The sequence below is a fragment of the Blastomonas sp. UPD001 genome (genome assembly GCF_003426715.1).
Classification (GTDB): Bacteria; Pseudomonadota; Alphaproteobacteria; order Sphingomonadales; family Sphingomonadaceae; genus Blastomonas.
The window spans coordinates 522,120-546,965 of sequence record NZ_QKVT01000001.1 but is presented as its reverse complement, the minus strand read 5'-3'; the positions used below and the strand labels follow the sequence as shown (position 1 = coordinate 546,965).

Genomic DNA, 24,846 nt, shown 5'->3' with positions numbered 1-24,846 from the left:
GCCGCGAATATCGCGAGGACCTGCGCGATTATCGCGACTATCGCGCCCGCAATCGCGCCGCGTTTCGCGGCCCCGCCTTCCGGTCGAATTTCCGCTATCAGCAGTTCCGCCCGGGCGTCCGCATTGCGCCGAACTTCTACGGCCAGCGCTATGTCGTGAACAACTACCGCAACTATCGCTTGCCGAACCCCGGCGTGCGTCAGACCTGGGTGCGGCACTATAACGACATGCTGCTGGTCAACACCCGGACCGGCACCGTCGTCCGCGTGATCCCGAATTTCTACTGGTAACTGTCCTTTCGCCAGTAGGAAGCAAGTCCGCCCATCGTCCCCCAAGACGGTGGGCGGGCCCATTTCTGGCAACGGAAAATTCGCGTCAGGGTTCGCCCGCGCCCCAGATCCGGTCCTGCCGCACCCAGCCGGCGCGGGTTTCGACGGCGAATTCGCACCAACCCTTCTCGCAATCGCCCAGTTCGCCGACGACGCCGGGTTCGGCGCGCCACATCAGCTTGGCGCTGTCCTGCGGCGCGGCGCGGATGGCGATGACGTCGCCAGTGACGATCGCGGTGCGCTTGCGGCTGAGCATGTTCGAGTGCATCCAGCCCGTCCAGCCCGACGGATCGACAATCTGCCGCCACACGCCATAGCGCTTGATCACCTTGACCGGCAGATGCTTGCGCCGGAACACCCATTCGATCTGATAGGTCGCCATGGGCCCTGCGCGCGCGAACGCCTCGTCTTTCTGGATCGAGGCCCAATACGGCACTTTCACCTCGGCCTGCGCCAGGGCCGCATCCTGCCCGGCCAGCATCGCCAGCAGTGCAAGGCCGCCAAGTACCAGTCCCGAATATCGTGTCGCCCGCATCGAATGTCCCCCGTCGGCCCCAAATACGCCTGTCGCCCGACGATGTTTCGTCGATAATCGCTTAAGCCAAAAAACCTGTGCCAAGCAAGTGCCGCAGCTTGACCTTTGGGGCGGTTGAGGCATAGCACAGATATGCCATCGAGCCCCTCTTCCCGGCCCTCCGCCCCGCCGCACGAACCGGGCAGCCGCCCGCGCGTGATCGTCACGCGAAAGCTTGCCCCCGCCGTCGAAGAGCGCATGGCCGAACTGTTCGACGTCACGCTCAATACCGACGACCATGCGTTCACTCGCGACGAACTCGCCGCCGCGATGGCGACATGCGACGTGCTGGTGCCGACGGTGACCGACGCGCTGGATGCCGATCTGATTGCGGGCGCCGGCGACAGGCTGAAACTGCTCGCCAATTTCGGTGCCGGGGTCGATCATATCGACCTCAAGGCTGCGCGGGCCAGGGGCATCATCATCACCAACACGCCGGGCGTGTTCACCGACGATACCGCCGACATGACCATGGCGCTGATCCTCTCGGTGCCGCGCCGCCTCGCCGAGGGCGAGAAGCTGGTGCGGTCGGGCCAGTGGGAAGGCTGGAGTCCCTCGGGCATGCTCGGCCACCGCATCGGCGGCAAGCAGCTGGGCATTGTCGGCATGGGCCGCATCGGCCAAGCGGTGGCACACCGCGCGCGCGGCTTCGGCCTCAACATCGTCTATCACAACCGCCGCCGCCTGCCCGAAAGCCTCGAGCAGATGCTCGGCGCGAGCTATGAGCCCGATCTCGACGCGCTGGTCGCCGGATCGGACATCATCACCCTGCACTGCCCGCGCAGCCCCGAGACGCGCGGCATCATCGATGCGCGCCGGATCGGCCTGATGAAGCCCAGCGCCTATCTCATCAACAGCGCGCGCGGCGAGCTGGTCGACGAGGCGGCGCTGATCGATGCGCTCGAGGGCGGCAGGATCGCCGGGGCCGGGCTCGACGTCTATCCGCGCGAGCCGCAGGTCGATGCACGGCTGCTCGCGCTGAAGAATGTCGTGCTGCTGCCGCATGTCGGCAGCGCCACCTTCGAAGGACGCGAGGTCGCCGGGCACAAGGTCATCGCCAATATCCGCTTCTGGTTCGATGGGCACCGTCCCCCCGACCAGGTCCTCGAGGGCTGGATGTGACGCCTCCGTTCGCCGCAGAATTGCGCGCGCGTTAATCGATTATTTGCCAAACTGCGGCATGACGCGGCAGATGGGCTGTCCCGTTTCAGGACAGCACGGTTTGGGAAAGTCGAGAGCATGATCGCAATGCTGGCGCGCATTTTCACCCTCGCTACGGCAGCGCTCGCCGCGCCCGCATGGGCCGCGCCCGCCATGGTCGATCCCGCCACGCTCGATGTGACCAATTCGGGCGATACCGCCTTCATGCTGATCTCAGCCGCGCTGCTGATGCTGTTCGCGCTACCCGGCGTGCTGCTGATGCAAGCCGGACGCGGCACCGCGCGCGCGGCGCAGGGCGTGTTCCTGCAGGGCACTGCGATCGCCGCGCTCGTCCCGCTGCTCTGGGTCGTGGTGGGCTATACGCTGGCCTTCGGTGACCCCAGCGGCGGTGTGATTGGCGGCGGCAATGCCTGGATGCTGATCGCGCTCGGCAATGTCCGCTTCGGCACCGCCGTGCCCGAAAGCGCGTTCGTATTGTTCCAGATCGCGGGCGCGATGCTCGCCGCCCTGCTCGTCGCGGGTGCCTGGGCCGGGCGCGGCCGCTTCGGCTGGGCGCTGGCGTTTGGCGGGCTGTGGAGCTTGATCGTCTATGCACCGGTCGCGCACTGGATCTGGGGCGGCGGGTGGCTCTACGGCTTTGGCGTGCTCGATTATGCCGGCGGCATTGCGCTGCATTTCTGCGCAGGAATTTCCGCACTGGTCGCCGCTCTGGTGATCGGGCGGCGCACCGGCTGGCCGGGTGCTGCCGCCGCGACGCACAATCCGGTGATGGTGCTCGCAGGCGGCGCGCTGCTGTTTATCGGCAATTTCGCGCTCACCGGCGGCTGGACGCTGGCGGCGACCGACGATGCCAGCAGCGCGATCATCAACGCGCAGGTCGCCGCCTGCACCAGCACGCTCGTCTGGCTGCTGATCGAGAAGCTGCGCACCCGCACCGTCAGCGCGATGGGCGCGGTGAGCGGTCTGGTCGCGGGCCTCGCCGCGATCGCCCCGGCATCGGGCCTGGTCTCGCCGGGTGCCGCGATCCTGATCGGCGTTATCGCCGCCCCCGCCTGCTATTTCGCGCTGCGCTTCGTCACCGAGACGCTGGCGATCGACGACAGCAACCATGCCTTCGCGCTGCACGGCATCGGCGGTCTGCTCGGCGCGCTGCTGGTCGCGATCTTCATCAGCGATGCGTTCGGCGGAGTCGGCTATGCCGAAGGCGGCAGCATGATGGGCCAGCTCGTCGCGCAGCTGATCGGTCTGGCCGGGGTCGCAATGTGGTCGATCCTGGGCACGCTGATCATCAGCTACGGCATCGCCACCGCGATCCCGATGCGCATCTCGCCCGCCGAAGAGGCAGGCGAAGCGCTCGCCCCGCCCGCTCCGGTAGCAGCCGACGCCGCCCCGCCGGTCGCGGAACAGACTGCTGCACCGCAGGCCTGAGCCCCGGCGCGGCGCGGACGCTTATTCCTCGCCCATCCGAAGCGCGGCGATGAAGGCTTCCTGCGGGATGCTGACCGAACCATATTCGCGCATCCGCTTCTTGCCCTCTTTCTGCTTTTCCAGCAGCTTTTTCTTGCGGGTGATGTCGCCGCCATAGCATTTGGCAGTGACGTCCTTGCGCATCGCGGCGATGGTCTCGCGCGCGATCACCTTGCCGCCGATCGCCGCCTGGATCGGGATCTTGAACAGGTGGCGCGGGATCAGGTCCTTGAGCCGCTCGCACATGCCGCGCCCGCGCGATTCCGCGCTACCGCGGTGGACGATCATGCTCAGCGCATCGACCGGCTCGGCATTGACCATGATCGACATCTTGACGAGATCGCCCTCGCGATAGCCGATCTGGTGATAGTCGAACGAGGCATAGCCGCGCGAGATCGACTTCAGGCGGTCGTAGAAATCGAACACCACCTCGTTGAGCGGCAGTTCATAGGTCACCTGCGCGCGCCCGCCGACATAGGTCAGGTTCTTCTGCAGCCCGCGCCGATCCTGGCAGAGCTTGAGGATGCTGCCGAGATATTCGTCCGGGCAATAGATCACCGCCTCGATCCACGGTTCCTGGATCTCGTCGATCTTGGTCGGATCGGGCATGTCCGCCGGGTTGTGCAGCTCGATCTCGCCATTCCCGTGGGTGAGCTTGATCTTGTACACCACCGACGGCGCGGTGGTGATGAGGTCGAGATCGTACTCGCGCGTCAGCCGCTCCTGGATGATCTCGAGGTGCAGCAGCCCGAGGAACCCGCAGCGGAAGCCGAAGCCCAAGGCCGCGCTCGATTCCATCTCGAAGCTGAACGAGGCATCGTTGAGGCGCAGCTTCGAGATGCTGTCGCGCAGCTTGTCGAAGTCGTTCGCATCGACCGGGAAGAGCCCGCAGAACACCACCGGCTGCACTTCCTTGAAGCCGGGCAGCGGCGCGGGCGCGGGGTTCTTGACCGTGGTGATGGTGTCACCGACGCGGGTCTGGCTGATATCCTTGATCTGCGCGGTGATGAAGCCGATCTCGCCCGCCGCCAGTTCGGGCAGGTTCTCGATCTTGGGCCGCATGCAGCCGACGCGGTCGACCAGATGCTCGGTGCCGCCGGCCATGAACTTGATCTGCTGGCCCTTCCTGATCACGCCATTGACGACACGGACCAGGATGACGACGCCGAGATACGGGTCGTACCAGCTGTCGACCAGCATCGCCTCGAGCGGCGCATCGCGATCGCCCTTGGGCGCGGGAATCTTCTGGACGATCTGCTCGAGGATTTCCTCGATGCCGATGCCCGATTTCGCGCTGGCAAGCACCGCCTCGGAGGCGTCGAGGCCGATAATGTCCTCGATCTCCTTCTTCACCTTGTCGGGCTCGGCGGCAGGCAGGTCGATCTTGTTGATGACCGGCAGGATCTCGTGGTCGTGCTCGATCGACTGGTAGACGTTCGCCAGCGTCTGCGCCTCGACGCCCTGCGCCGCATCGACGACGAGCAGCGCGCCCTCGCACGCGGCGAGCGAGCGCGAGACCTCATAGGCGAAGTCGACATGGCCCGGCGTGTCCATCAGGTTGAGCTCGTACAACTGCCCGTCCTTGGCGGTATAGTTGAGCCGCACCGTCTGCGCCTTGATGGTTATGCCGCGCTCTTTCTCGATATCCATGTTGTCGAGCACCTGCGCCGACATCTCGCGCTCGGAAAGGCCGCCGGTGACCTGGATCAGCCGGTCGGCAAGCGTCGATTTGCCATGGTCGATATGCGCGATGATGGAGAAATTGCGGATGTGCTTGAGGTCGGTCATGGCGCGCGATTAGCAGGGGTGCGCCCACCTGTCAGCAGGGAATAGAGCACCCGAAAAATCGACATGGATCAAGGCACCAAATGCGCGAATGCGCGTAGTGCGCGCATGACCAAAACCTGGCTTATCGTCAACGAAGCGAGCGGCAGCTATGACGCTGCCGTGATCGCCGACATCGTCACCTGGTTCGCGGATAGCGACCAGCCCGTCGACTGCATCGTCCGCTGCCCCGACGAGGACCTGCCAACCCCCGAAAAGCTTCGCGCCGAGGGGGTGGATACACTCACGATCTATGCCGGTGACGGCACCACCAACGGCGCGCTCAAGGCCGCAGCGGGCTGGGAAGGCGACGTGCTGATCCTGCCCGGCGGCACGATGAACCTGCTCGCGCGCGCGCTCCACGGCGACCAGCCGTGTCGATCGATCATTGCCGAGGCCGGCCGCAACCGGCGCACCAAGAAGCTGAACACGGTCGAGATCGGCGACAGCATCGCTTATGTCGGGGTCATCGCCGGGCCCACCACCAGCTGGGCCAAGGTGCGCGAGAATGCGCGTCACACCGAGTTGGCCGATCTGGTTTTCAATGCTATCCCCGCCGCGATATCCGAAAGCCTGGGCGGGCCGCAGGTTGGCGTCGAAGGGGATGAACGACGCTTTCCGGCCATCTTTGCCGCGCCGCGCGACAGCAGCATGGCGCTGTGCGGCTTTACCGCTTCGACCGTCGGCGAGGTGCTCAGCCATGCCAGCGCGTGGCTGGGCGGCGATTTTCGCGATGGTCCGCGCGAGGATCTGGGCAGCGCACGCTCCGCGACGCTGGTCAGCGACGCCGAAACGATCGGCCTGCTGATCGACGGCGAACCCGCCGAAGCCCGGCCCGGCGATGCGCTGACCCTTGGTCAGGCCCCGCACAATTTCATCGAAACGCGCGCGCCTGCGGCCCCATGACCCTCCTGTTCCACGCCAGCGACCTGCATTTCGGCGCCGAGGACAGCGCGGCGCTCGCCTGGTTCGCGCAGGCCGTCACCGACGAGCAGCCCGATGCCGTTATCATCACCGGCGACCTGACGATGCGAGCGCGCTCGGCCGAATTCGCCGCCGCACAGGCCTGGCTGGCGGGGCTGGGCCGGCCGGTGCTGATCGAGCCGGGCAATCACGACCTGCCCTATTTCAACCCGGTGCGCCGCATCTGGCGGCCCTATGGCCGGGTGATGCGGCTGCAGGAGCAATTGCACGAGGGCGTGATGCTCGACCATGTGCATCTGGTGTCGCTGCGCACCACCGCGCGCGTGCAGTGGCGCTTCAACTGGTCCAAGGGTCGCGTCGGCAAGCGCGCGCTGCACCAGGCGCTGCAGGCGCTGAACGACCCGGGCCATGATGCCAAGCTGCGCATCGTGCTGGCGCACCATCCGCTGATCGAGGCCGAGACGCAGTCGAGCGCGCGCACCACTGGGGGCCGCGCCGCGCTCGAAGCGATCACGGCGGCGGGCGCGGATGCGGTGCTTTCGGGCCATGTCCACGATCCTTTCGACCTCGATGTCGACACCCCCGCTGGCCCGATCCGCCTGATCGGCGCAGGCACCCTGTCCGAGCGCGTGCGGGCCACGCGGCCTTCGTTCAACCGGCTGCAAGTGCGCGGCGGCGCACTCGATGTCGAGGTCCGCGCCATGGACTGAGGTTGCCGATGAACGGCGCTTGATCGGGCGCTTTCTTACAATCCTGCCGCTCCCTGCTAGCCTATGCTGGGCACAGGGGGATTCGCGCGATGAGAAGGAAGCCGTTCAATCCGTTCGAGGCCGCGATCTGGAAGCGGCTGGCGGAAACCATGCTGGTCGAGCCGTCGCGCATGGCAATCACGCCGCAGCAGGTGGTCGACAATCTCCAGGGCATTTTCGGCAATATCGAGGGGAACACGCCGCGCGATACCGCGCTGTCGGTCATCGCGACCTGGGTCGTGCTCGGCGGCCCGATCTGGCATTTCGCGCCGCGCTCGTTCCGCATCTGGCGGATCGAAAGGCGGCTGAAGAACAGCCGGGTCGATCTCTTCCAGGACATGGCGCGCCTCCGCGGCATTGTTTACGCCGGCTATTACGGTCACTGGATCGACCAGGACGACGCCAATGTCAGCGACGCGGCCGCAGAGGACGCCAACCGCGCCAACCCGGTGTTCAACGCGATCGGCTTCACCCTGCCCCGCCACCGCACGCGCGCGGGCACGCCCGACGATCCACTGATCACCGAGCATACCGGCAATGACCTGCCCTATACCGTCTTTGTCGGCGAGGAAGCGATCCCCGACAGCGTCGAGGTGGTGGTGATCGGATCGGGCGCGGGCGGCGCGGTCGCGGCCTCGAACCTCGCCGATCAGGGCTATGAAGTGCTAGTGGTCGAGGCCGGGCCCTATCTGCCGAGCGCGCGGATGACCCCCAACGAGGCGCACATGTCCTCGTCGCTGTTCAAGGATGGTGCGATCCAGACCACGCGCAACCGCGACATCATCGTCTTCCAGGGGCGCACCGTGGGCGGCTCGACCGTGGTCAACAACGGCATCTGCCTGCGCCTGGCGCGCGAGGGCGAGACGCACCCCGATGCGCATGATGTGCTGGCGCACTGGCGCACGATCGGCGCACCGGTCGACGAGGCCGCGCTCGAGGCCGCCTATTGCCGGGTCGAGACGCGGCTCGGCGTGCACGAGATCGACCGAAGGCTCGGTCGCAACAACGGCACGCGGCTGCTCCACGGTTGGGATGCCTATGCGGCTGGCTCGTCCGATCCGCTCGATGCGCGTGCGGTCACCGGCTGGTTCCGCAAGAACTGGGGGCAGAAGACCGAGGCCAATGCTTGCGTGTCGTGCGGCTATTGCAACACCGGCTGTCCCTATGGCCGCAAGAAGGCGATGCCCGAAAGCTTCCTGCGCCACGCGACGCTGCACGCCCCGCGCAAGGCGCGCATCTTGGCGCATGCCGCCGTGTCGCATATCGGCTGGTCCGGTCGTGACGATCAGGGACGCAGGATCGCGTCCTCGGTGCAGGTGCTGCTGCCCGATGGCCGCGCGAAGACGATCCGCGTCACCAAGGGCGTCGTCGTCGCCGCAGGCACCATCGCGTCGAGCAACATCCTCTCGGCGAGCGGCATCGAGGGCACCGGCAAGGGCATCTCGCTCAACATCGCCTGCCCGGTCCCCGCGCTGATGCCGGGTCCGGTCAACGCCTGGGACGAGGACCAGATGGCGACCTTTGTCGACCGCGCCGATTTCCTGATCGAGAGCCATTTCCAGCCGCCAATGAGCATGGCCTCGCTGGTGCCCGGCTGGTTCGACGAGCATTTCCGCCGGATGCTGAACTATAACCGGCTCGCCTCGGCGGGCGTGCTGTTCCCGGCGGACCGGCGCGGTACGATCAGGAAGGGCAAGCTCGGCTTCGAGCTCGAGCAGAGCGATCTCGCGGTCCTGCGCCGTGCGCTCGCGACGCTGACCAAGGTGCATTTCCGCGGCGGTGCGGAGGAAGTCTACCCGGCGCTGCTCCACGGCGAAACGCTGGCGCGCGGCATGAGCGATGCGGAGATCGACCGGTTCTTCGAGGAGAATATCGAGGAGCCCGATGACGTGGTGCTGTCCTCAAGCCATCCGCATGGCGGCAATGCAATCCATGCCGATCCGGCCAGGGGCGTCGTCGATCTCGACCAGCGCGTGCACGGCGTGGCGAACGTGCTGGTCACCGATGCCAGCGTGATGCCGAGTTGCATCCGCGTCAACGCGCAGCTCACCACCATGGCGATGTCGGACCGGGTCACGCACGGCAAGCGCGTTTTCGGCTGATTGGGGTTAGTGCGTCAGAGCCCCTGGCGCTTCTTGGTCGCGAGGCTCGCGGTCGCCTCCCAAGGCGCGTCGGGCCAGTGGTGGCGCGGATACCGGCCGCGCATGTCCTTGGCGACATCGCGCCAGCTGCCGCGCCAGAAGCCGGGCAGATCGCGCATCGTCTGGATCGGGCGACCCGCCGGCGCAAGGCGCGCAAGGACCAGAGCGGCGGCTGAACGCGCCGTCGGCGGCTAGGCTTAGCTAGTGCCGAAACCGACCGAGAGAAAGTCCGGCATCGGGCCGTTCCACCCATCGTCGGGACCGTCATCGCGTTCCTCGCGGCGCGGGCGTGCCGGCTTGCGGCGATCGTCGCGCGGCTTTTCCGCACGCGGCTTCTCGTCACGCGGCTTGTCTTCGCGCGCCTTGCGTTCGGCGGGCTTGCGCTCCTCGCTCTTGCGAGGCGCACGTCCCTTGGCGGGCTTGTCGCGCGGCTTCTCGTCCTGCGGCGAAGCCTCGACGCCCTCGACCACCACTTCGGGGATCGTCGTGCCGATCAGCTTCTCGATATTGGCCAGCGCCTCGGCATCTTCCTCGGTGATGAAGGTGAACGCCTTGCCGGTCGCGCCGGCGCGACCCGTGCGACCGATGCGGTGGACATAATCGTCGGGATGCCAGGGCGCATCGAAGTTGAACACATGGCTCACGCCCTTGATGTCCAGCCCGCGCGCGGCGACGTCCGAGGCGACGAGAATGTTGATCGTGCCGTTCTTGAACTTTTCCAGCTCGGCCAGGCGCGCGCTCTGTTCCATGTCGCCATGGATCTCGCCGCTGTCGAACCCACCCTGACGCAGCGCCTTGTTGAGATCGCGCACCGTGGTCTTGCGGTTGCAGAAGATGATCGCGGTCTGCACGCCGGAATCGAGCATATTGAACAGCGTGTCGCGCTTGCGCCGGGAGGAGACGCGCACCTTGCCCTGCTCGATCGACGCATTCGCGCTGCCGGTGCGCGCGACCTCGATCGACTTGGGATTGTTGAGGAACTTGTCGGCCAGCTTCTTGATCGGCGGCGGCATCGTCGCGGAGAACAGCAGCGTCTGGCGCTGCGCGGGCAGCCGGGTGCAGATCGTCTCGATATCGGGGATGAAGCCCATATCGAGCATCCGGTCGGCCTCGTCGATCACCAGCAGGTTGCAGCCGGTGAGCAGGATGTTGCCGCGATCGTACAGGTCCATTAGCCGGCCCGGGGTCGCGATCAGCACGTCGACGCCCTTTTCCAGTGCCTTGACCTGATCGCCCATCGACACGCCGCCGATCAGCAACGCCATCGAGAGCTTGTGATACTTGCCGTATTTCTCGAAATTCTCGGCGACCTGCGCGGCGAGTTCGCGCGTCGGCTCGAGGATCAGCGAGCGCGGCATGCGCGCGCGGCTGCGCCCCTCGGCCAGGATGTCGATCATCGGCAGCACGAAGCTGGCGGTCTTGCCCGTTCCCGTCTGCGCGATGCCGATCAGGTCGCGCATCATCAGCACCGGGGGGATGGCCTGCGCCTGAATGGGCGTGGGGGTGGTATAGCCGGAATCGGTTACGGCCTGGATCAACTTGTCGGAAAGGCCGAGATCGGCAAATATCATAGAATATCCGAAAAAAAGGCAGCGGCGCGGCACATTTCGTCGCACCATCCTTGCCTGGCCATTGGCCACACGCGCGCCATGCGCAAACAATGCCCGAAAGTCAACCTTGGTGCGCCGGATCGCCGGGGCGGATTCAGTCTTCCGGGACGAGCTGACGCAGCTTGTTGACCTCGCACTTGCTGCCCGAACGCGCCTGCAGCAGATCGCGGTCGACGCACAACCGCCCGTCGCCGCTGCGCTCCATGTAGAAGCCCTGGTAGAATTCGCGCGCGCTGCACGATCGCTCGAGCTCGGCCTCGATCATCCGCTGGTCGCGCATGAACAGCACCAGCATGTCGTCGTTGATCACGCGGACCCCGGTGACATCGCGCATCGCAAGGCACTTGCCGACCTTGCGCCGCTCGAACTTGGGCAGTTCGGGCTGAGGCGCGCGGCGTGGGGGCGGCGGCGCGGGCAGCAGCGACGATCGCGAAAAGGACTGGCGCGGTACCCGGATGATGATGCGCTGCTCGATCCGCACCTGCGCCACGATTTCGGGCCGCGGGTCGAGCGCCTCGCCGATCTGGACGGGCACCCCTGCCGGAGTCTCTTCCGCAGCGCTGCGGCGCTCGTCTGCCAATGGCAGCGAGCTCAGCAAAAGCACCCCCAGCAAGGTTTCGACATATGCCATGGCCGCGCGCGGCGAACCTCCAGACCCGTTTAGCCCCGAGAACCCGGGTTAGTCCGGGCGTTTGAACAGCGGATTAACGCTCCCGATCCGCCATGGGCAAGCACCGTTTTGTCCGCTGATGTGTCATTTTTGCCACCGGCGCCCTGCTCGCCTCGCGATTGTCGTGGCCGGGTCCGCGGTGTATCAGGCGGGCATGACCGAGACGCTCCCCCGCCCCCAGCTTACCGACCGGCTTTCCGCGCTGCTGGGGCCCAAAGGCATCACCACCGATGCGCAGGACCTGGCCCCCTGGCTGACCGACTGGCGCGGGCGCTATCACGGCGCGGCGATGGCGATGGTCGCTCCCGCCAATGCGCAGGAACTCGCCGAGATCGTCCGCCTGGCGGGCGAGACCGGGACGCCGATCGTTCCCCAGGGCGGCAATAGCGGCATGGTCGGCGGCGCGACGCCCGATTCCGGCGGCGGTGCGCTGCTGCTCAGCACCCGGCGGATGAACGCGATCCGCGCGATCGATCCTGCCGCGCGCACCGTCGTCGCAGAAGCGGGCGTGGTGCTGCAGACGCTGCACGAGGCGGTCGCCGCGCAGGGACTGCGCTTCCCGCTGACCCTGGGCGGCAAGGGCTCGGCGACCGTGGGCGGGCTGGTTTCGACCAATGCCGGGGGCACGCAGGTGCTGCGCCACGGCACGATGCGCGCGCTGGTCGAGGGGGTGGAAGCGGTGCTGCCCGATGGCTCGATCTATCACGGCCTCGCCACGCTCAAGAAGGACAATCGCGGCTACGATATCCGCCACCTGCTTGTCGGCGCGGAAGGGACGCTCGGCATCGTCACCGCCGCGACATTGAAGCTCGTCCCCGCGCTGATCGACCGCGCCGTGGTCTGGGCCGGGGTGCACTCGCCGCTCGCAGCGCGCGAACTGCTGCTGATGCTCGAGGCGCGCGCGGGCCGCGAGATGGAGGGCTTCGAGATCGTCCCCCAGCGCTGCCTCGCCAATGTGCTGCACCACATTCCCGGCACCCGGGCGCCGCTGGCAAGCGCGCATCGCTGGCATGTGCTGATCGAATTTGCGCGCGACAATGCCGCCGCCCCGCCGCCGCAGGAGCTGGCCGAAGCGCTGATGGCCGAAGCCTTCGAGCGCGACCTGGTGCAGGATGCGGCCATCTCGTCGAGCGAATCGCAGGCCGAAGCATTCTGGAAGCTGCGCGATTCGATCTCCGAGGCCGAGCGCGCCGAAGGCCCTGCCATGCAGCACGATATCAGCGTTCCGGTGGCCGACATGGCGCGTTTCATCATCGAAGCCGGGGCCGAGGTCGAAAGGCGCTTTCCCGGCACCGAAGTCGCCGCGTTCGGGCATATGGGCGACGGCAATGTCCATTTTCACGTCGCCGCGCCCAAGGGCTCCGACCGTGCGACCTGGCCCGAACATCCCGGCAAGGAAATCAGTGGCTTCGTCCACGATCTTGTCGTCGCGGCGGGAGGGTCGATCTCGGCAGAGCATGGCATCGGCCAGATGAAGCGCGACGAACTCGGGCGGCTGAGCGACCCGGCCCGGCTGATGGCATTGCGCGCGATCAAGCAGGCGCTCGACCCTAAGGGGATCATGAATCCCGGCAAGCTCGTTCCGCTTTGACCCCGCGACGGCGGCGAGTTCCTCTTGCGCGCCGCCTGCCAGCCACTTAAGGCGCGTAATCCGGTTCTACCGATAAAATCACATTGTCAGCGGAGATTATTTCATGGCCAGTGCGCCGCAAGCCACCAACCTGCCGGTCCTTTTCAACGACCTGGTGCCGCTCAATTCCCAGGACCATGCAAAGTTCCGCTCGCGGACGCTGGAAGGCGCGCATTTCCTGAAGAACCAGCACGCCATTCCGCTGACGGCCGAGGAATTCAGCCAGGCGCAGCGCGCCTATCCGATCATCTTCTCGGCGGGTCCGGACCCGGTTCCGCTGGCGCTGATGGGCATGAACGAGGGCGTCAACGTGTTCCTCGACGATGACGGCAAGTATCGCAAGCCGGCCTATGTCCCCGCCTATGTGCGTCGCTATCCGTTCATGCTCGCGCGCCTGCGTCCGGATTCGCAGGAACTGTCGCTGTGCTTCGATCCGACCTGCGAGGCGCTGGGCGAGTTCGAGGAAGGCGAAGCGCTGTTCGACGGCGACCAGCCGAGCGAAGTGACCAAGAACATCCTGCAGTTCTGCGAGGATTTCGAGCGCGCCGTGCAGGGCACCGCCTTCTTCATGGAAGAGCTCAAGAAGCACGACCTGCTGATGGACGGCGAGCTCAAGATCGAGCACGCTACCCTGGCCCAGCCCTTCATCTATCAAGGCTTCCAGATGGTGAACGAGGAAAAGCTGCGCGAGCTGCGCGGTGACGAACTGCGCAAGCTGAACCAGAACGGCGCCCTGCCGCTGATCTATGCGCACCTCTTCTCGCTGCAGAACATGCGCGAGCTGTTCGCGCAGCAGGCCGCCGATGGCAAGGTTCCGAACCTCCAGGTTCCGGCTGCGGTCAACTGATCGACTGATCCTTCCCGGGCGGGTCGGCTGAAGCCTCAGCGCCCGCCCGGCGAAGCATCCCAGCGCGCGGCATTGGCATAATCCTCGTCGCGCGGTTCGATCCAGACCTTGCCGCTGACGCTCGTCTCGCTCTTCCAGAACAGCGCGCGGCTCTTCAGATAATCCATCAGAAAATCCGCGGCTTCGAATGCGGCGCGGCGATGCGCGCTCGCGGTCGCGACCAGCACGATCGGATCGTGCGGGCCCATGTCGCCGACGCGGTGGATGACCAGCACCGCCTCGAGCGGCCAGCGCTCGGCCACCTGGTCGAGCATTGCCTCGATCCCGCGCTCGGTCATGCCGGGATAATGCTGCAGGCTGAGCGTCGATACGCTGCCGCCTCCGTTCGAGGGGCGCACCTGGCCGGTAAAGGTGACGATCGCCCCGGAATCGTCCAGCGCCGTGCGGAAGGCGGCAATCTCGGCCTCCGGATCGAACGGTGCAGCGGCGATCGTGACGCGCCTGAGCATCTCAGCCCCCGCTCACCGGTGGCAGGAAGGCGAGCTCGTCATCGTCCTCGACCAGCGTCTCGCGATCGACGATCGCGCCATTGAGCGCATAGCGTATCCTAGGGTCGACCAGCGCGCTGCCGAGCAGCCGGTCGCCCGCCTCGAGCACACCGATCAGCGCTGACACGCTGTGCGGTTCGGACAGGCTGATCGATCGCTCCATCCCCCCAGCCAGATCGCCCAGCCGCCCGAAGAACAGCAGTTTCGCCATCGCGCGCTCAGCCGCCGGTGGTCGACATGTGCCGCGCGAGCGCAGGCGCGCTGCCTGGCGTGTCGATGCGGAAATCGTGCCGCTCGGGCTTGGCGCGGATCGCGCGCGTCAGCGCGGCGTCGAGTGCGGCATCGCTGTCCGGCCCGCGCATCGCCGCGCGCAGATCGACCCGGTCGTTCTGGCCGAGGCACATGTAGATCTGACCGGTCGCGGTGACCCGCACCCGGTTGCACCCGGCGCAGAAATTGTTGGTCAGCGGCGTGATCAGCCCCAGCCGGCCGCCGGTTTCGGCAATGTCGAAATAGCGCGCCGGCCCGCCAGTCCTGTGATCGCTCGGCGTCAGCGTCCAGCGCTGTTCGAGCGTCTCGCGCACCTGCGGCAGCGGCAGATAATGGTCGAACCGGTCTTCCTCGACTTCGCCCAGCGGCATCACCTCGATCAGCGTCACGTCATGGCCGCGCCCATGCGCCCAGCCGATCAGCGCGGGAAGCTCCTGCTCGTTGAGCCCCTTGAGCGCGACCGCATTGATCTTGACCTTGAGCCCAGCCCGCTCGGCCGCCTCGATACCGGCCAGCACCTGGTCCAGCGCATCGCGCCGGGTGAGCCGCGCGAACAGGTCGCGGTCGAGCGTGTCGAGCGACACGTTGATCCGGCGCACGCCGGCATCGGCCAGCGCTGCAGCATGCTCTTCCAGCTGGGTGCCGTTGGTGGTCAGCGTCAGTTCGTCGAGGCCGTGGCCGATCTCGCGCCCCAGCCGCTGCACCAGCGTCATCACGTCGCGCCGCACCAACGGCTCGCCCCCGGTCAGCCGGATCTTGCGCACCCCGCGCTCGATGAACGCGAGCGAGAGGCGGTGCAGCTCCTCGAGGCTCAGCACCTCGGCCTTGGGGAGGAACTGCATGCGTTCGGGCATGCAATAGGCGCAGCGCAGATCGCACCGGTCGGTCACCGACAGGCGGACATAGCTGATGCGGCGGGCAAAGCCGTCGATCAGCGGGCGGGTGGCGACCTCGGTCATCTCGATAGCGTTACCGCATGCAGGCGCCCGCGCCCACCATCAATTTTGCCCGTGACGTCCATCAGGACGGTTCGGCTGCGGGCGCCTTGTTCGGCACTGGCACGATCAGCGGCGCATGCCGCCAGCGCACCAGCAGCCTCACCAGGTCGAGCCCCGACAGACCCAGCGTCGCGGTGTTGCGCAGCGGGTGGACGTTGACGCGCGGCTGTGCGGCGAGCACCTCGTCGAGCACCAGCTGGACCTTGCCCGCCTGGTCGTTGAACGCGGCGAGCGGCGTCACCGAGCCCGGCGTGATGCCGAGCAGCTCGACCATCTCGTCGCCCGAGCCGAAGCTGAACCGCCCTGCCCCGACCAGATGCCGCAGCGCCCCCAGATCGACCTGCTTTTCGGCCAGCACCGTCACCAGATAGAACTGGCCGCTGGTGTCCTTGAGAAACAGGTTCTTGGTGTGCGCGCCGGGAATGGCGCGCTCGATCGCGCTGCTTTCGAGCACGGTGAACACCGCCTCATGCTCGACCTGGTCGAAGGCGATGCCTGCGGACTCGAGTTCGGCATGGAGGCGGCTGTCATCGGTCATCAAGCGGTCCTCAGTTTGCCGCCATGGCGAGCTTCTGGAAGAACTGCAGCTGCGGGACGCGCAGGTCCGCGCCGCTCGCCTTGGGCCAGTTGCTCACCACCGCGACGACCAGGTTCTTCTGCGGCACGATCAGGATCGCCTGGCCGAAAATGCCCTGCCCGCCCCAGGCGCCGCCCGGATAGGTCCACCACTGATAGCCATAGCCGAAGCCCGGCAGGCCGATCGGCGCCTGTTCCTTGCCCGCCTCGGCAAACCAGCCCTCGGGCACCTGCCCCTTCCCGCCTTCGAGCGCGAACAGGCCCATGCGCGCATAATCGGCGAGGCGGATCGAAAGGCAGCAACCGCCGACATTCTGCCCGGCCGAATCGACCATCCAGAACAGGTCGCCCTCGAAGCCCGCGGGCTTGACGATCTTTTCCTGCGCGTATTCGGTCAGCGTCTTGCCGGTGGCACGCTGGACGATCACGCCGATCAGGTTGGTTTCACCGGTCTTGTACACCCATTTGGTACCTGGCTCGGCCTCGCGCGGCAGCGTCTTGAGATACGCGGTATTGGGGTCCTCGCCCGGCCCCACCGGCACCGAGAGCATCTTGACCACATCGCTGTTCGGGTCGGTATAGTCCTCGTTCCACTTCACGCCTGAGGTCATGGTGAGGATCTGCTTGACGGTCACGCCGTCATAGCCGCTGCCCTTGAGTTCGGGCACGTACTTGGTCACCGGGTCGTCGATCGAGGCGATGAGGCCGTCCTTCACCGCCGCGCCGACCAGCGTAGAGGTGAACGATTTGGCGACCGAGAAGCTGGTCCAGCGATCCTCGGGCTTCATCCCCAGCCCGTATTTCTCCAGCCGCACCTTGCCGTTCTGGATCACCATCAGGCCGGCGACATTCTGCGCGGCCATGAAGGCGTCGACATCGGCGTCGCTGATGCTGAGCGGCTCGCCCTTGGGAAGCGCGCGCGGGGTGCCATGCTTCGCGGTCGTGCCGGGAAACTGCGCCTCCATGCTGCGGAAATTCGCGGCGCGCTGCGCATCGGACCAGAACAGGATCTGCGCGCCTGCGGTGCGCACCTTTTCGAGCTCGGCCGCGCTCATCTGCGTGATCGGCTTGACCGCCGGGGCGGCCTCGTCCTTCGCAAGAGCGACACCGCCCGCGCCGATGGCCAGCGCACAGGCCGCCGCCAGAGTTTTCCAGACCCGCATACCCTTCTCTCCTCTCATGCCTTTATCCTTGCGTGCGCTGCGAGCGCCCGTTCTCTGGCTTCCTTATGCCCGATCCGTTTCTTCGGATAGCCCTTCACATATTTGCCCGCGGCCTCGGGATCGTGGATCGCCTTGTCGGACAGATCGGCGAGTTCGGGCACCCATTGCCGGATATACGCCGCCGCATCGAACTTCTCCGACTGGGTCAGCGGCGCCATGATGCGGACGAACATGTTCGAATCCACGCCCGTGCCCGATGTCCATTGCCAGTTGGTCGCGTTGGACCCGTAATCGGCATCGACCAGCGTGTCCCAGAACCACCTTTCGCCCTCGCGCCAGTCGATAAGCAGATGCTTGATCAGGAACGAGGCGGTGACCATGCGCACGCGGTTGTGCATCCATCCGGTCGCCCAGAGCTGACGCATCCCGGCATCGACCAGCGGATAGCCGGTGCGCCCCTGCTGCCAGGCCTTGATATCCGCCGCCACGTCCTTGTCATCCGGGTTTCGCCAGGGGAACTTGTCGAAGCCGTCCCGGGCATTGGCCTTGGCATAATCGGGATATTGCAGGATCACGTTCTGCGCATAATCGCGCCAGACGAGTTCCTTGAGGAAGGTTTCGACCGAGCCGCCCGCCTCCATCGTCGCGTGCCAGACGGTCGAGGGTGAGATCTCGCCGAAATGCAGATGCGGCGACAGGCGCGAGGTGCCCTCGACCGAAGGCAGGTTGCGCTGCTCGTCATAGTGCTTGGCGCGGTCCAGAAACTGCTCGAGACGCTCTGCCGCGCCCGCTTCGCCCGGCGTCCATTCCTCGGCAATGCCCTTGGCCCAATTCGGCTTGGTCGGCAGCAGCGCCCAATCGCCGAGCGTGTCGCTCTCGGGCCAGCGTTCGGGCGCGTCGAGCTTTTTCGGGGCGGGGACCGGCGCGGGCGGCGGCATGTGCTGCGCCAGCGCGCGCCAGAAGGGCGTGTAGATCTTGTACGGCTGGCCGCTGCCAGTGGTCACCGATCCGGGCGGCATCAGGTAATTGCCGTGATGGCATTCGAACGCGCAGCCCTCGGGCAGCTTGTCCTTGAGCGCGCGCTCTGCGTTGCGCCACCACGGTTCGTAATGGCGCAGGCAGTGGATCGCCGACGCGTCGGCTTCGCGTGCAAGCTCCGCAATCACATCAGCCGCGACGCCACGCTTGAGGATCAGCCGCGACCCGATCTTCTCGAGATCGGCCGCCAGCGACTCGAGGCTGTGGTGCAGCCACCAGCGCGAGGCCCCGCCCATCTTGCGGTGCTTCGGCGTCTCGTCGTCGAGCACATAGACCGGGATCACGGGTCCGGCCCTGGCGGCGGCGGCGAAAGCGGCCTGGTCGGCGAGGCGCAGGTCGCGGCGCAGCCAGACGATCACGGGGCGGGTCATCGAACATCCTTCACATCGACTGTGACCGTGAACCGGTCGGCAATCGGCGAACTGTCGAAGCGCGCATCGCGCAGCACCACCCTCTTGCCCCCCGATATGTCGGTCAGCCGTGCATATGGCATCCGCGCCCAGAACAAAAAGGCCCGCGCATCAGCATTTTGTGCGGCGGCGCGCGCGACCCACAGGCTGGCCATGTTGGTGGCTGCGCTGCCCGGCTGCAGCGTCAGTGCGGGCGTGCCCAGGGCATCATAGGCCCCGCGCCCGATCATCGCATCGGCGCGCCACAGCATCGCGCGCTGCCAGAACAGCACCGGCACGGCATTAGCGATCACCAGATCGGGGGTGATGCCGCGTTCGGCCTCCAGGCTCTGCGTCACCTGCGCTTCGGCATGACTGGAGAGCGCGTAATTGCCCGCGATATAGAGCAACGCCAGCACCAGCACTGCCTGCGCGGGCCGTTCCCAGCCCGGACGCCCTGCCGCCTCCCATTTGCGCGAAAGCCAGATGCCGAGCGGCAGGATCGTCCACAGCGCCGCGTCGATAATGAACAAGGTATCGCCATAGAACCAGCGCGGCGCGAAGGGTTCGAGCAGCCGGATGCCGTAATTGTTGAGATAATCGAGCGCCGGGTGCGACAATGTGCCGATATAGGCGAGCAGCAGCAGCGCCCCCGGGCGTACTGGCAGACGGTTGCGCGGTCGCTTGCGCCGTCGCACCTGCCAGCGGTCGAACCAGACCATCGCGGCCGTGAGCAGGATCGGCAGCACCAGCAGCGCGATCGGCCCATGCGTCACGCCGCGCCGCAGCGCCAGCGACTGCGTGCCCAGCACGCTCAGCACCGCATCGATATCGGGCAGGTTCGCCCCGATGATCAGCGTCGGCACCGCCAGCCCGGTGAGCCGCTTGAGCCCCGCCTGGCCCAGCGCCCATCCGGCGAGGCTGTGGGTGAAATTGTCCACGTGGCTATTCCTTCATCGCCGGGAAGCGCGCGAAGCGGACATTTTCCATCACCGCATTGTCGCACGACCGGTGGCCCTCGGACGGATCGATGACCGTGATCGTGCCACGCCCCACGGGAAATCCTGTCTCATGCCCGATATCGAAGACGAAGGCGGTGTCCTCATCGACTCCGATTCCGGTCACGCTCTCTGCTTCAACACAGGCCACTGCGCGAATGAGCCGCGTCAGCCGGGCGCGCTGGCTGAAATGCTGGTCGAACACGATGCCGGGAAGGAAGCCGAGGCCGCGCCCCAGCACCAGGGGTACCTTTCCTTGCTCTTCTTCCTTGCCGTCACAGTCCTTGACGTCGCGCGAGACCGGTCCGATCAACGCAATATCCGGGCTCCCGCAGGCAATCATATGCTCGCCCATCACGGCCGCACCCGCGCTGGTGCCCCCGATTACCGCACCCTTATCCAGCCGTTTGCGCATGGCCGCGAGCATCGGTGTATCGCTGCCGTCCGGCTTGACCAAAGCTGCCATGATCCGCAGCTGATCCCCCCCCAACATCCAGATCAGGCCTGCTTTCTCGATCTTGGCAATCTCTTCCGGATCGCTGCCGCCTCCATTCCAGCGCGATTCATCGACGTCCGGCGTATCGGGATCATCGACCAAGGCTATGTGCGCCGTGACGACGCGCGCCGGATCAACGCCATGCGCGGCAAAGGCCTTGGCAGCGCGCGGAACCGATCGACCGATGATGCCCGAAGCAGCAGGGATGATGACCACATCGGGCGCGTCGGCGGGCATCGCCTCGATCATCGCGCGATACACATCAGCATTGTCGTCCGCCAGCGCACCGCCGACCACGACCACCGTCCCGCGCTCGGCCTGAGCCGGGACCGCCACCATCGCCAGAAGAACCGCCCCCCAGAGCCGCATCAGGCGGGCCAGTCTTCCGGACGGCCCAGCAGTGCGCGCAGATCGGAGAGCGCCTGGTCCTCGCCGCTCACCTTGATCGCCGCCATGCCCAGCGCCGCTGCGGGTTTGCAGTTCACCCCGAGATCGTCGAGATAGATGCACGCCGCCGGGGCGATCCCGATCGCTTCGCACATCATCGCATAGATGCGCGGGTCGGGTTTGCGCACGCCCGCCTTGCTGCTCTCGATGACATGGTCGAACCGCGCCATGATCGCCGCGATCTCGGCCGCGCGGGTGTCGTCGAACACCATGGCCGATCCCTTGCCCGCGCGGACATTGTTGGTGATGCAGCCGATCGTCAGCCCTTCTGCCTTGAGCGCATCGAGCGCCGCGACCATGCGGGGGCGAACATCGCCTGCGAGGCAAGAGATGACATCGCTGCCCCGGATCGCCAGACCGAGGGCTGCCGCCTCTTCGGCAAAGGCGGTGTCGAACGCGCTCGCATCGATCTCGGCGCGCTCGAACCGCGCCCAGGCATTGTCGTCGGGATTGGTCGCGTTGATCCGCCGCACGCAATCGCGCGGCAGCCCGCGTTCGGCCTCGAGCCGGTTGAACGCCTCGAAGGGCGACGAGGTGATCACCCCGCCGAAATCGAAAATGACTGCCTCAAAGCTCATGGAACGATGACGAGCCCCGTCTTCGCATCGGCCTTGCCCGCGACCGTCTCGGCATAGGCGGCGAGCGCGGCCTCCGCGCCCTGGCGCTTGTCGATAGACAGCAGCTTCGGGGCCAGATCGGCAAAGCCGAGCCAGACCGCTTCGAGCTTCTGCCGGAACCCGTCCGGGCCCCATTCGGCGATGCGCTTCTCGCTTCGACCCGGCGCAAAGAACATCTGGCGCGGCGGGCCGGCGATCGCGCCGGGGTCATCATTGGCATCCCAGTGCGACTTGCCGACCACGATCGAGGCCTTCAGCGCATCGCCAAAATGGTTGTGCACGGATGCCGCGACCTTCGGGTTGCCCGCCATGTCGACCATCGAGCTCGGCACGGAGGCGTCCATCGCGCCGATATCGTCATAGGCGACGACGCGGTCATACAGGCCCAACGATTCGACATAGGCGGCATGGCCCGCGCTGGTCAGCCCCACCACCTCGGGCCCGCCGCCGCGCTGCCGGAGCGCATGCGCAAGGCCGATCGCGGTCTTGCTCGACGCGCTCGCGATCAGGATTTGCTGCGCAGCATAATCGCCCTCCTCCTCGAGCTGATCGGCGATCAGCCAGCCGGTGAGGAATAACGGGCGAAAGACCGGCCAGTAGTCATGGTCCTGTGCACGGTAATCGCCCAGTGAATCAAAGCGCTGATACTGGTTGTAAATGAGGGGCAAGGTGCTGCGCCGCGGGGTCGTGTCGGTAAAGCCGTTCGCGCTCACCCGGCCCGGATGCAGCACCGCATGGCTCGCCATCGGGTAATAGCCATAATATTGCGAGCCCACCGGCACGTCGGCATGGTTGCTGCGGCTGACCGTGGCAAAACCCCAGACCGGCAGACGGCCCGGTGCGTCGCGCTCGGCGAAGAAATCCCAATAGCCCTGATCGTTGCCGAACAGGCCGAGCGGCTTGCCGAACACCGCATAGGTCACGTTGTTGGCGGTCATCGCATAGAGGTCGATCGCGACCTCGATCGCGCCTTCGGGCAGATCCGCCTGCAGCTCCTCGACGATGCGAGCGTCAGCGATGGTGTCGCGGTCGATATCGATGGCCCAGCGTTGGTCGGTCATGGCGTTATCCCTCCATCCAAGAATTCCATTCCTCGTCACCCCCACCTTCGCGGGGAGGACGATCAGGCATTCAGATAATTCAGCTTCGCCCCGCCGCGCGGCCAGTCCATCTTGACCAGCCTGCCCGTGCCCGAAAGCGTGATGTACGCAGTCTTCAGGTCCGGTCCGCCGAAGCAGATATTGGTCGTGAACGGATCATCGGTCGCGACGAACTCGACCAGCTCGCCGTCGGGCGAGACCACCGAAATGCCGCTCTGCCCAATGGTCGCAACGCACACATTGCCCGCGCCATCGACGGCGAGCGAGTCGAAGAACGTGTATCCCGACGGGCTGTAGAGAAAGGTGCCGCCCGGCCCGAGCAGCCCCTGGCTGAACGCGATCTCGCCGGGTGCGGCAATGTCATAGGCCCACAGCTTGCAGGTATAGGTCTCCGCGACAAAGAGCCGCTTGCCGTCGGGCGAGAGGCCGATGCCGTTGGGATTTTCCATCGGGAAAATGACTTCCTTAAGCAGCGAACCATCGGCGCGGGCATAGAAGACGCCGGTCACGTCGCGCTCGCGCCGCCGGGTCTTGCCATGATCGGTAAACCAGAAGCCGCCCGCGTCATCGAACACGATGTCATTCGGCCCGCGCAGGATGCAGCCGAAATCGCCCGACTTGTAGAGCGTCTCGACCGCGCCGGTCTCGAGATCGACGCGCTCGATCCGCCCGCCCGAATAATCGTCCGGCTCGCCATGCGGGATCAGGAGCCCTGCTCGCTCGACATAATGGAAGCCGCCATTGTTGCAGACATAGAGCTTGCCATCAGGACCGATCGCCGCACCATTGGGGCCACCGCCAAGCTCGGCCACGACATGCTGGGTACCATCGGGGGCGACGCGCGTGACGCAGCCGCGCTCGATCTCGACCAGCACAATGCTGCCATCGGGCATCGCCACCGGTCCTTCGGGAAAGCGCAGCCCTTCGGTTACCAGTTCCATGCAGAATCCCTCTCGCTTACATTCTTGTCAGCGCATCATTGCGGCAGTCGTCTCCCCTGTCCACAGCAGAAAACACACGCTTGAGCCAAAGCCGATTCGGTCCTAGACGCTCGCCTTTAATGACATCGCCGAACACGCCTTCCGCCCGCCGCCCTGCCAGCGATTACCCGCCCGGCAGCATGGCCTTTCCGCACCGGCATCTGCTGGGCATCGCGGGGCTCCAGCCCTGGGAGATCGAGTTCCTGCTCGACGAGGCCGAGCAATGGGTCGATCTCAACCGCCAGGCAAGCAAGCATGACGACCGGCTTGCGGGCCTGACGCTGATCAACGCGTTCTTCGAGAATTCAACGCGCACGCTGCTGTCGTTCGAGATCGCGGGCAAGCGCCTGGGCGCGGACGTGGTCAACATGCATGCGGCGCAATCGAGCGTGAAAAAGGGCGAGACGCTGATCGATACAGCGGTGACGCTGAATTCGATGCGCGCCGATGCCATCGTCATCCGCCATGGCAGCTCGGGCGCGGTGCAACTGATCGCCGACAAGGTGGGCTGCCCGGTGCTCAACGCGGGCGACGGCACGCACGAACACCCGACCCAGGCGCTGCTCGATGCGCTGACCATCCGCCGCCGCAAGGGACAGATCGCGGGACTGCGGGTCGCGATCTGCGGCGACATCCTGCACAGCCGCGTCGCGCGATCGAACATGATCTGCCTGTCGACCCTGGGCGCGGACGTGCGCGTGGCCGGGCCGCCTGCGCTGATGCCGCCTGCGGTCGAATCGATGGGTGCAACGCCCTGCCGCAGCTTTGCCGAGGCGCTCGACGGCGCCGATGTCGTGATGATGCTGCGGCTGCAGAACGAGCGGATGCAGGGCCAGTTCATCCCCTCGCCGCGCGAGTTCCGCCACCTTTACGGGCTGACCGACGCCAAGCTGGCGCTGGCCAGGCCCGATGCGTTGGTGATGCACCCCGGGCCGATGAACCGGGGGATCGAGATCGACAGCCATATCGCGGACAATGTCCAGCGATCGGCGATCACCGATCAGGTCGAGATGGGCGTGGCGATGCGCATGGCTTGCCTCGACGTGCTGACGCGCAGACGGCGCGGTGTGGAGGGCTGGGCATGAGCAAGACCCCGCTGGCTCCACTGAGCATCGTCAACGGCCGCCTGATCCTGCCCGGCGAGGCCGAGCCGGTCGCGGGCGGCATCCGCGTGCTGGGCGACCGCATCGCCGAGATCGGCAGCATCACGCCGGGTGCGGACGACCACGTCCACGACGCGAAGGGCGCGCTGATCGCGCCGGGCCTGGTCGACCTCGGCGTGTTCGCGATCGATCTGCCC

24 protein-coding genes and 2 pseudogenes are annotated in these 24,846 nt (G+C 66.3%); 10 read left to right on the top strand and 16 right to left on the bottom strand.

Annotation, left to right across the window (positions count from 1 at the left end; translation table 11 throughout):
• A partial coding sequence (locus DM995_RS02595; RefSeq protein WP_198669235.1) for an RcnB family protein occupies nucleotides 1-290 on the top strand: 290 nt, incomplete at its 5' end.
• A gap of 85 nt (nucleotides 291-375) precedes the next feature.
• Here the strand turns inward: DM995_RS02595 and DM995_RS02590 are convergent.
• Entirely contained in the window at nucleotides 376-864 is a 489-nt protein-coding gene (locus tag DM995_RS02590) for an SH3 domain-containing protein (RefSeq protein WP_031317824.1), read from the bottom strand.
• A 132-nt stretch (nucleotides 865-996) separates the two neighbouring features.
• On the opposite strand from DM995_RS02590, the gene DM995_RS02585 reads away from it, so the two are divergent.
• Nucleotides 997-2,025: a 2-hydroxyacid dehydrogenase gene (locus DM995_RS02585; protein ID WP_116968401.1), complete on the top strand. Its 1,029-nt coding sequence runs from the start codon at nucleotides 997-999 to the stop codon at nucleotides 2,023-2,025.
• 126 nt (nucleotides 2,026-2,151) lie between these two features.
• Nucleotides 2,152-3,492 (top strand): ammonium transporter, encoded by a 1,341-nt coding sequence (locus DM995_RS02580; protein ID WP_232823996.1) that lies wholly within the window; start codon nucleotides 2,152-2,154, stop codon nucleotides 3,490-3,492.
• A 21-nt stretch (nucleotides 3,493-3,513) separates the two neighbouring features.
• Here the strand turns inward: DM995_RS02580 and lepA are convergent, their stop codons facing one another.
• Complete coding sequence (gene lepA, locus DM995_RS02575; protein ID WP_116968399.1) at nucleotides 3,514-5,319, bottom strand: translation elongation factor 4; 1,806 nt, start codon at nucleotides 5,317-5,319, stop codon at nucleotides 3,514-3,516.
• Nucleotides 5,320-5,424: 105 nt separating this feature from the next.
• On the opposite strand from lepA, the gene DM995_RS02570 reads away from it, so the two are divergent.
• The 3 genes from DM995_RS02570 to DM995_RS02560 all read left to right on the top strand — a co-directional run bounded on the left by DM995_RS02570 (nucleotide 5,425) and on the right by DM995_RS02560 (nucleotide 9,130).
• Nucleotides 5,425-6,261 (top strand): diacylglycerol kinase family protein, encoded by an 837-nt coding sequence (locus tag DM995_RS02570; RefSeq protein WP_157973045.1) that lies wholly within the window; start codon nucleotides 5,425-5,427, stop codon nucleotides 6,259-6,261.
• A complete protein-coding gene (locus DM995_RS02565) occupies nucleotides 6,258-6,989 on the top strand; it encodes a metallophosphoesterase family protein (protein WP_023837147.1) in 732 nt (243 codons plus the stop codon). Before DM995_RS02570 ends, DM995_RS02565 begins: the two co-directional genes overlap by 4 nt.
• An 89-nt stretch (nucleotides 6,990-7,078) precedes the next feature.
• Nucleotides 7,079-9,130 carry a GMC family oxidoreductase N-terminal domain-containing protein gene (locus DM995_RS02560; RefSeq protein ID WP_116968397.1) on the top strand — a complete coding sequence of 684 codons (2,052 nt, stop codon included), beginning with the start codon at nucleotides 7,079-7,081 and terminating at the stop codon, nucleotides 9,128-9,130.
• Nucleotides 9,131-9,144: 14 nt separating this feature from the next.
• Here the strand turns inward: DM995_RS02560 and DM995_RS02555 are convergent.
• The 3 genes and pseudogenes from DM995_RS02555 to DM995_RS02545 form a co-directional block, all read right to left on the bottom strand.
• Nucleotides 9,145-9,339, bottom strand: a pseudogene (locus DM995_RS02555) (ATP-dependent helicase C-terminal domain-containing protein); the annotation flags it as partial.
• Nucleotides 9,340-9,366: 27 nt separating this feature from the next.
• Entirely contained in the window at nucleotides 9,367-10,740 is a 1,374-nt protein-coding gene (locus DM995_RS02550) for a DEAD/DEAH box helicase (RefSeq protein WP_116970292.1), read from the bottom strand.
• Between the two features lie 133 nt (nucleotides 10,741-10,873).
• On the bottom strand, nucleotides 10,874-11,410 hold the full coding sequence (locus DM995_RS02545; RefSeq protein ID WP_023837886.1) for a hypothetical protein: 537 nt from the start codon (nucleotides 11,408-11,410) through the stop codon (nucleotides 10,874-10,876).
• 193 nt (nucleotides 11,411-11,603) lie between these two features.
• Between DM995_RS02545 and DM995_RS02540 the strand changes: the two genes are divergently transcribed.
• On the top strand, nucleotides 11,604-13,040 hold the full coding sequence (locus DM995_RS02540) for an FAD-binding oxidoreductase (protein WP_116970291.1): 1,437 nt from the start codon (nucleotides 11,604-11,606) through the stop codon (nucleotides 13,038-13,040).
• A 103-nt stretch (nucleotides 13,041-13,143) separates the two neighbouring features.
• On the top strand, nucleotides 13,144-13,926 hold the full coding sequence (locus DM995_RS02535; RefSeq protein WP_116968396.1) for a SapC family protein: 783 nt from the start codon (nucleotides 13,144-13,146) through the stop codon (nucleotides 13,924-13,926).
• A 35-nt stretch (nucleotides 13,927-13,961) separates the two neighbouring features.
• On the opposite strand, the gene DM995_RS02530 is transcribed toward DM995_RS02535, so the two are convergent.
• The 11 genes from DM995_RS02530 to DM995_RS02480 form a co-directional block, all read right to left on the bottom strand.
• Nucleotides 13,962-14,435, bottom strand: coding sequence for a molybdenum cofactor biosynthesis protein MoaE (locus DM995_RS02530; RefSeq protein ID WP_116968395.1), 474 nt, complete (start codon nucleotides 14,433-14,435; stop codon nucleotides 13,962-13,964).
• Between the two features lies 1 nt (nucleotide 14,436).
• A complete protein-coding gene (locus DM995_RS02525; RefSeq protein ID WP_116968394.1) occupies nucleotides 14,437-14,685 on the bottom strand; it encodes a MoaD/ThiS family protein in 249 nt (82 codons plus the stop codon).
• Between the two features lie 7 nt (nucleotides 14,686-14,692).
• Nucleotides 14,693-15,703 carry a GTP 3',8-cyclase MoaA gene (moaA, locus tag DM995_RS02520; protein WP_116968393.1) on the bottom strand — a complete coding sequence of 337 codons (1,011 nt, stop codon included), beginning with the start codon at nucleotides 15,701-15,703 and terminating at the stop codon, nucleotides 14,693-14,695.
• 61 nt (nucleotides 15,704-15,764) lie between these two features.
• Entirely contained in the window at nucleotides 15,765-16,280 is a 516-nt protein-coding gene (locus tag DM995_RS02515; protein ID WP_116968392.1) for a prolyl-tRNA synthetase associated domain-containing protein, read from the bottom strand.
• Between the two features lie 10 nt (nucleotides 16,281-16,290).
• Nucleotides 16,291-17,499: a serine hydrolase domain-containing protein gene (locus tag DM995_RS02510; RefSeq protein WP_232823995.1), complete on the bottom strand. Its 1,209-nt coding sequence runs from the start codon at nucleotides 17,497-17,499 to the stop codon at nucleotides 16,291-16,293.
• Nucleotides 17,496-18,890, bottom strand: a complete 1,395-nt coding sequence (locus tag DM995_RS02505) for a cryptochrome/photolyase family protein (protein ID WP_116968390.1) — start codon at nucleotides 18,888-18,890, stop codon at nucleotides 17,496-17,498. Before DM995_RS02505 ends, DM995_RS02510 begins: the two co-directional genes overlap by 4 nt.
• Complete coding sequence (locus DM995_RS02500; RefSeq protein ID WP_116968389.1) at nucleotides 18,887-19,849, bottom strand: metal-dependent hydrolase; 963 nt, start codon at nucleotides 19,847-19,849, stop codon at nucleotides 18,887-18,889. The genes DM995_RS02505 and DM995_RS02500 overlap by 4 nt, the downstream gene beginning before the upstream one ends.
• 4 nt (nucleotides 19,850-19,853) lie before the next feature.
• Nucleotides 19,854-20,771, bottom strand: a complete 918-nt coding sequence (locus DM995_RS02495) for a cyanophycinase (RefSeq protein ID WP_116968388.1) — start codon at nucleotides 20,769-20,771, stop codon at nucleotides 19,854-19,856.
• Nucleotides 20,771-21,427, bottom strand: a complete 657-nt coding sequence (locus DM995_RS02490; RefSeq protein WP_116968387.1) for an HAD-IA family hydrolase — start codon at nucleotides 21,425-21,427, stop codon at nucleotides 20,771-20,773. Before DM995_RS02490 ends, DM995_RS02495 begins: the two co-directional genes overlap by 1 nt.
• A complete protein-coding gene (locus tag DM995_RS02485; RefSeq protein WP_116968386.1) occupies nucleotides 21,424-22,527 on the bottom strand; it encodes a DUF2855 family protein in 1,104 nt (367 codons plus the stop codon). Before DM995_RS02485 ends, DM995_RS02490 begins: the two co-directional genes overlap by 4 nt.
• Nucleotides 22,528-22,589: 62 nt before the next feature.
• Nucleotides 22,590-23,507 (bottom strand): SMP-30/gluconolactonase/LRE family protein, encoded by a 918-nt coding sequence (locus DM995_RS02480; RefSeq protein ID WP_116968385.1) that lies wholly within the window; start codon nucleotides 23,505-23,507, stop codon nucleotides 22,590-22,592.
• Nucleotides 23,508-23,626: 119 nt separating this feature from the next.
• On the opposite strand from DM995_RS02480, the gene DM995_RS02475 reads away from it, so the two are divergent.
• Both DM995_RS02475 and DM995_RS21615 read left to right on the top strand, forming a co-directional pair.
• Complete coding sequence (locus DM995_RS02475) at nucleotides 23,627-24,631, top strand: aspartate carbamoyltransferase catalytic subunit (RefSeq protein WP_502696566.1); 1,005 nt, start codon at nucleotides 23,627-23,629, stop codon at nucleotides 24,629-24,631.
• A pseudogene (locus DM995_RS21615) lies at nucleotides 24,628-24,846 on the top strand (dihydroorotase); the annotation flags it as partial. The gene DM995_RS02475 and the pseudogene DM995_RS21615, both read left to right, overlap by 4 nt.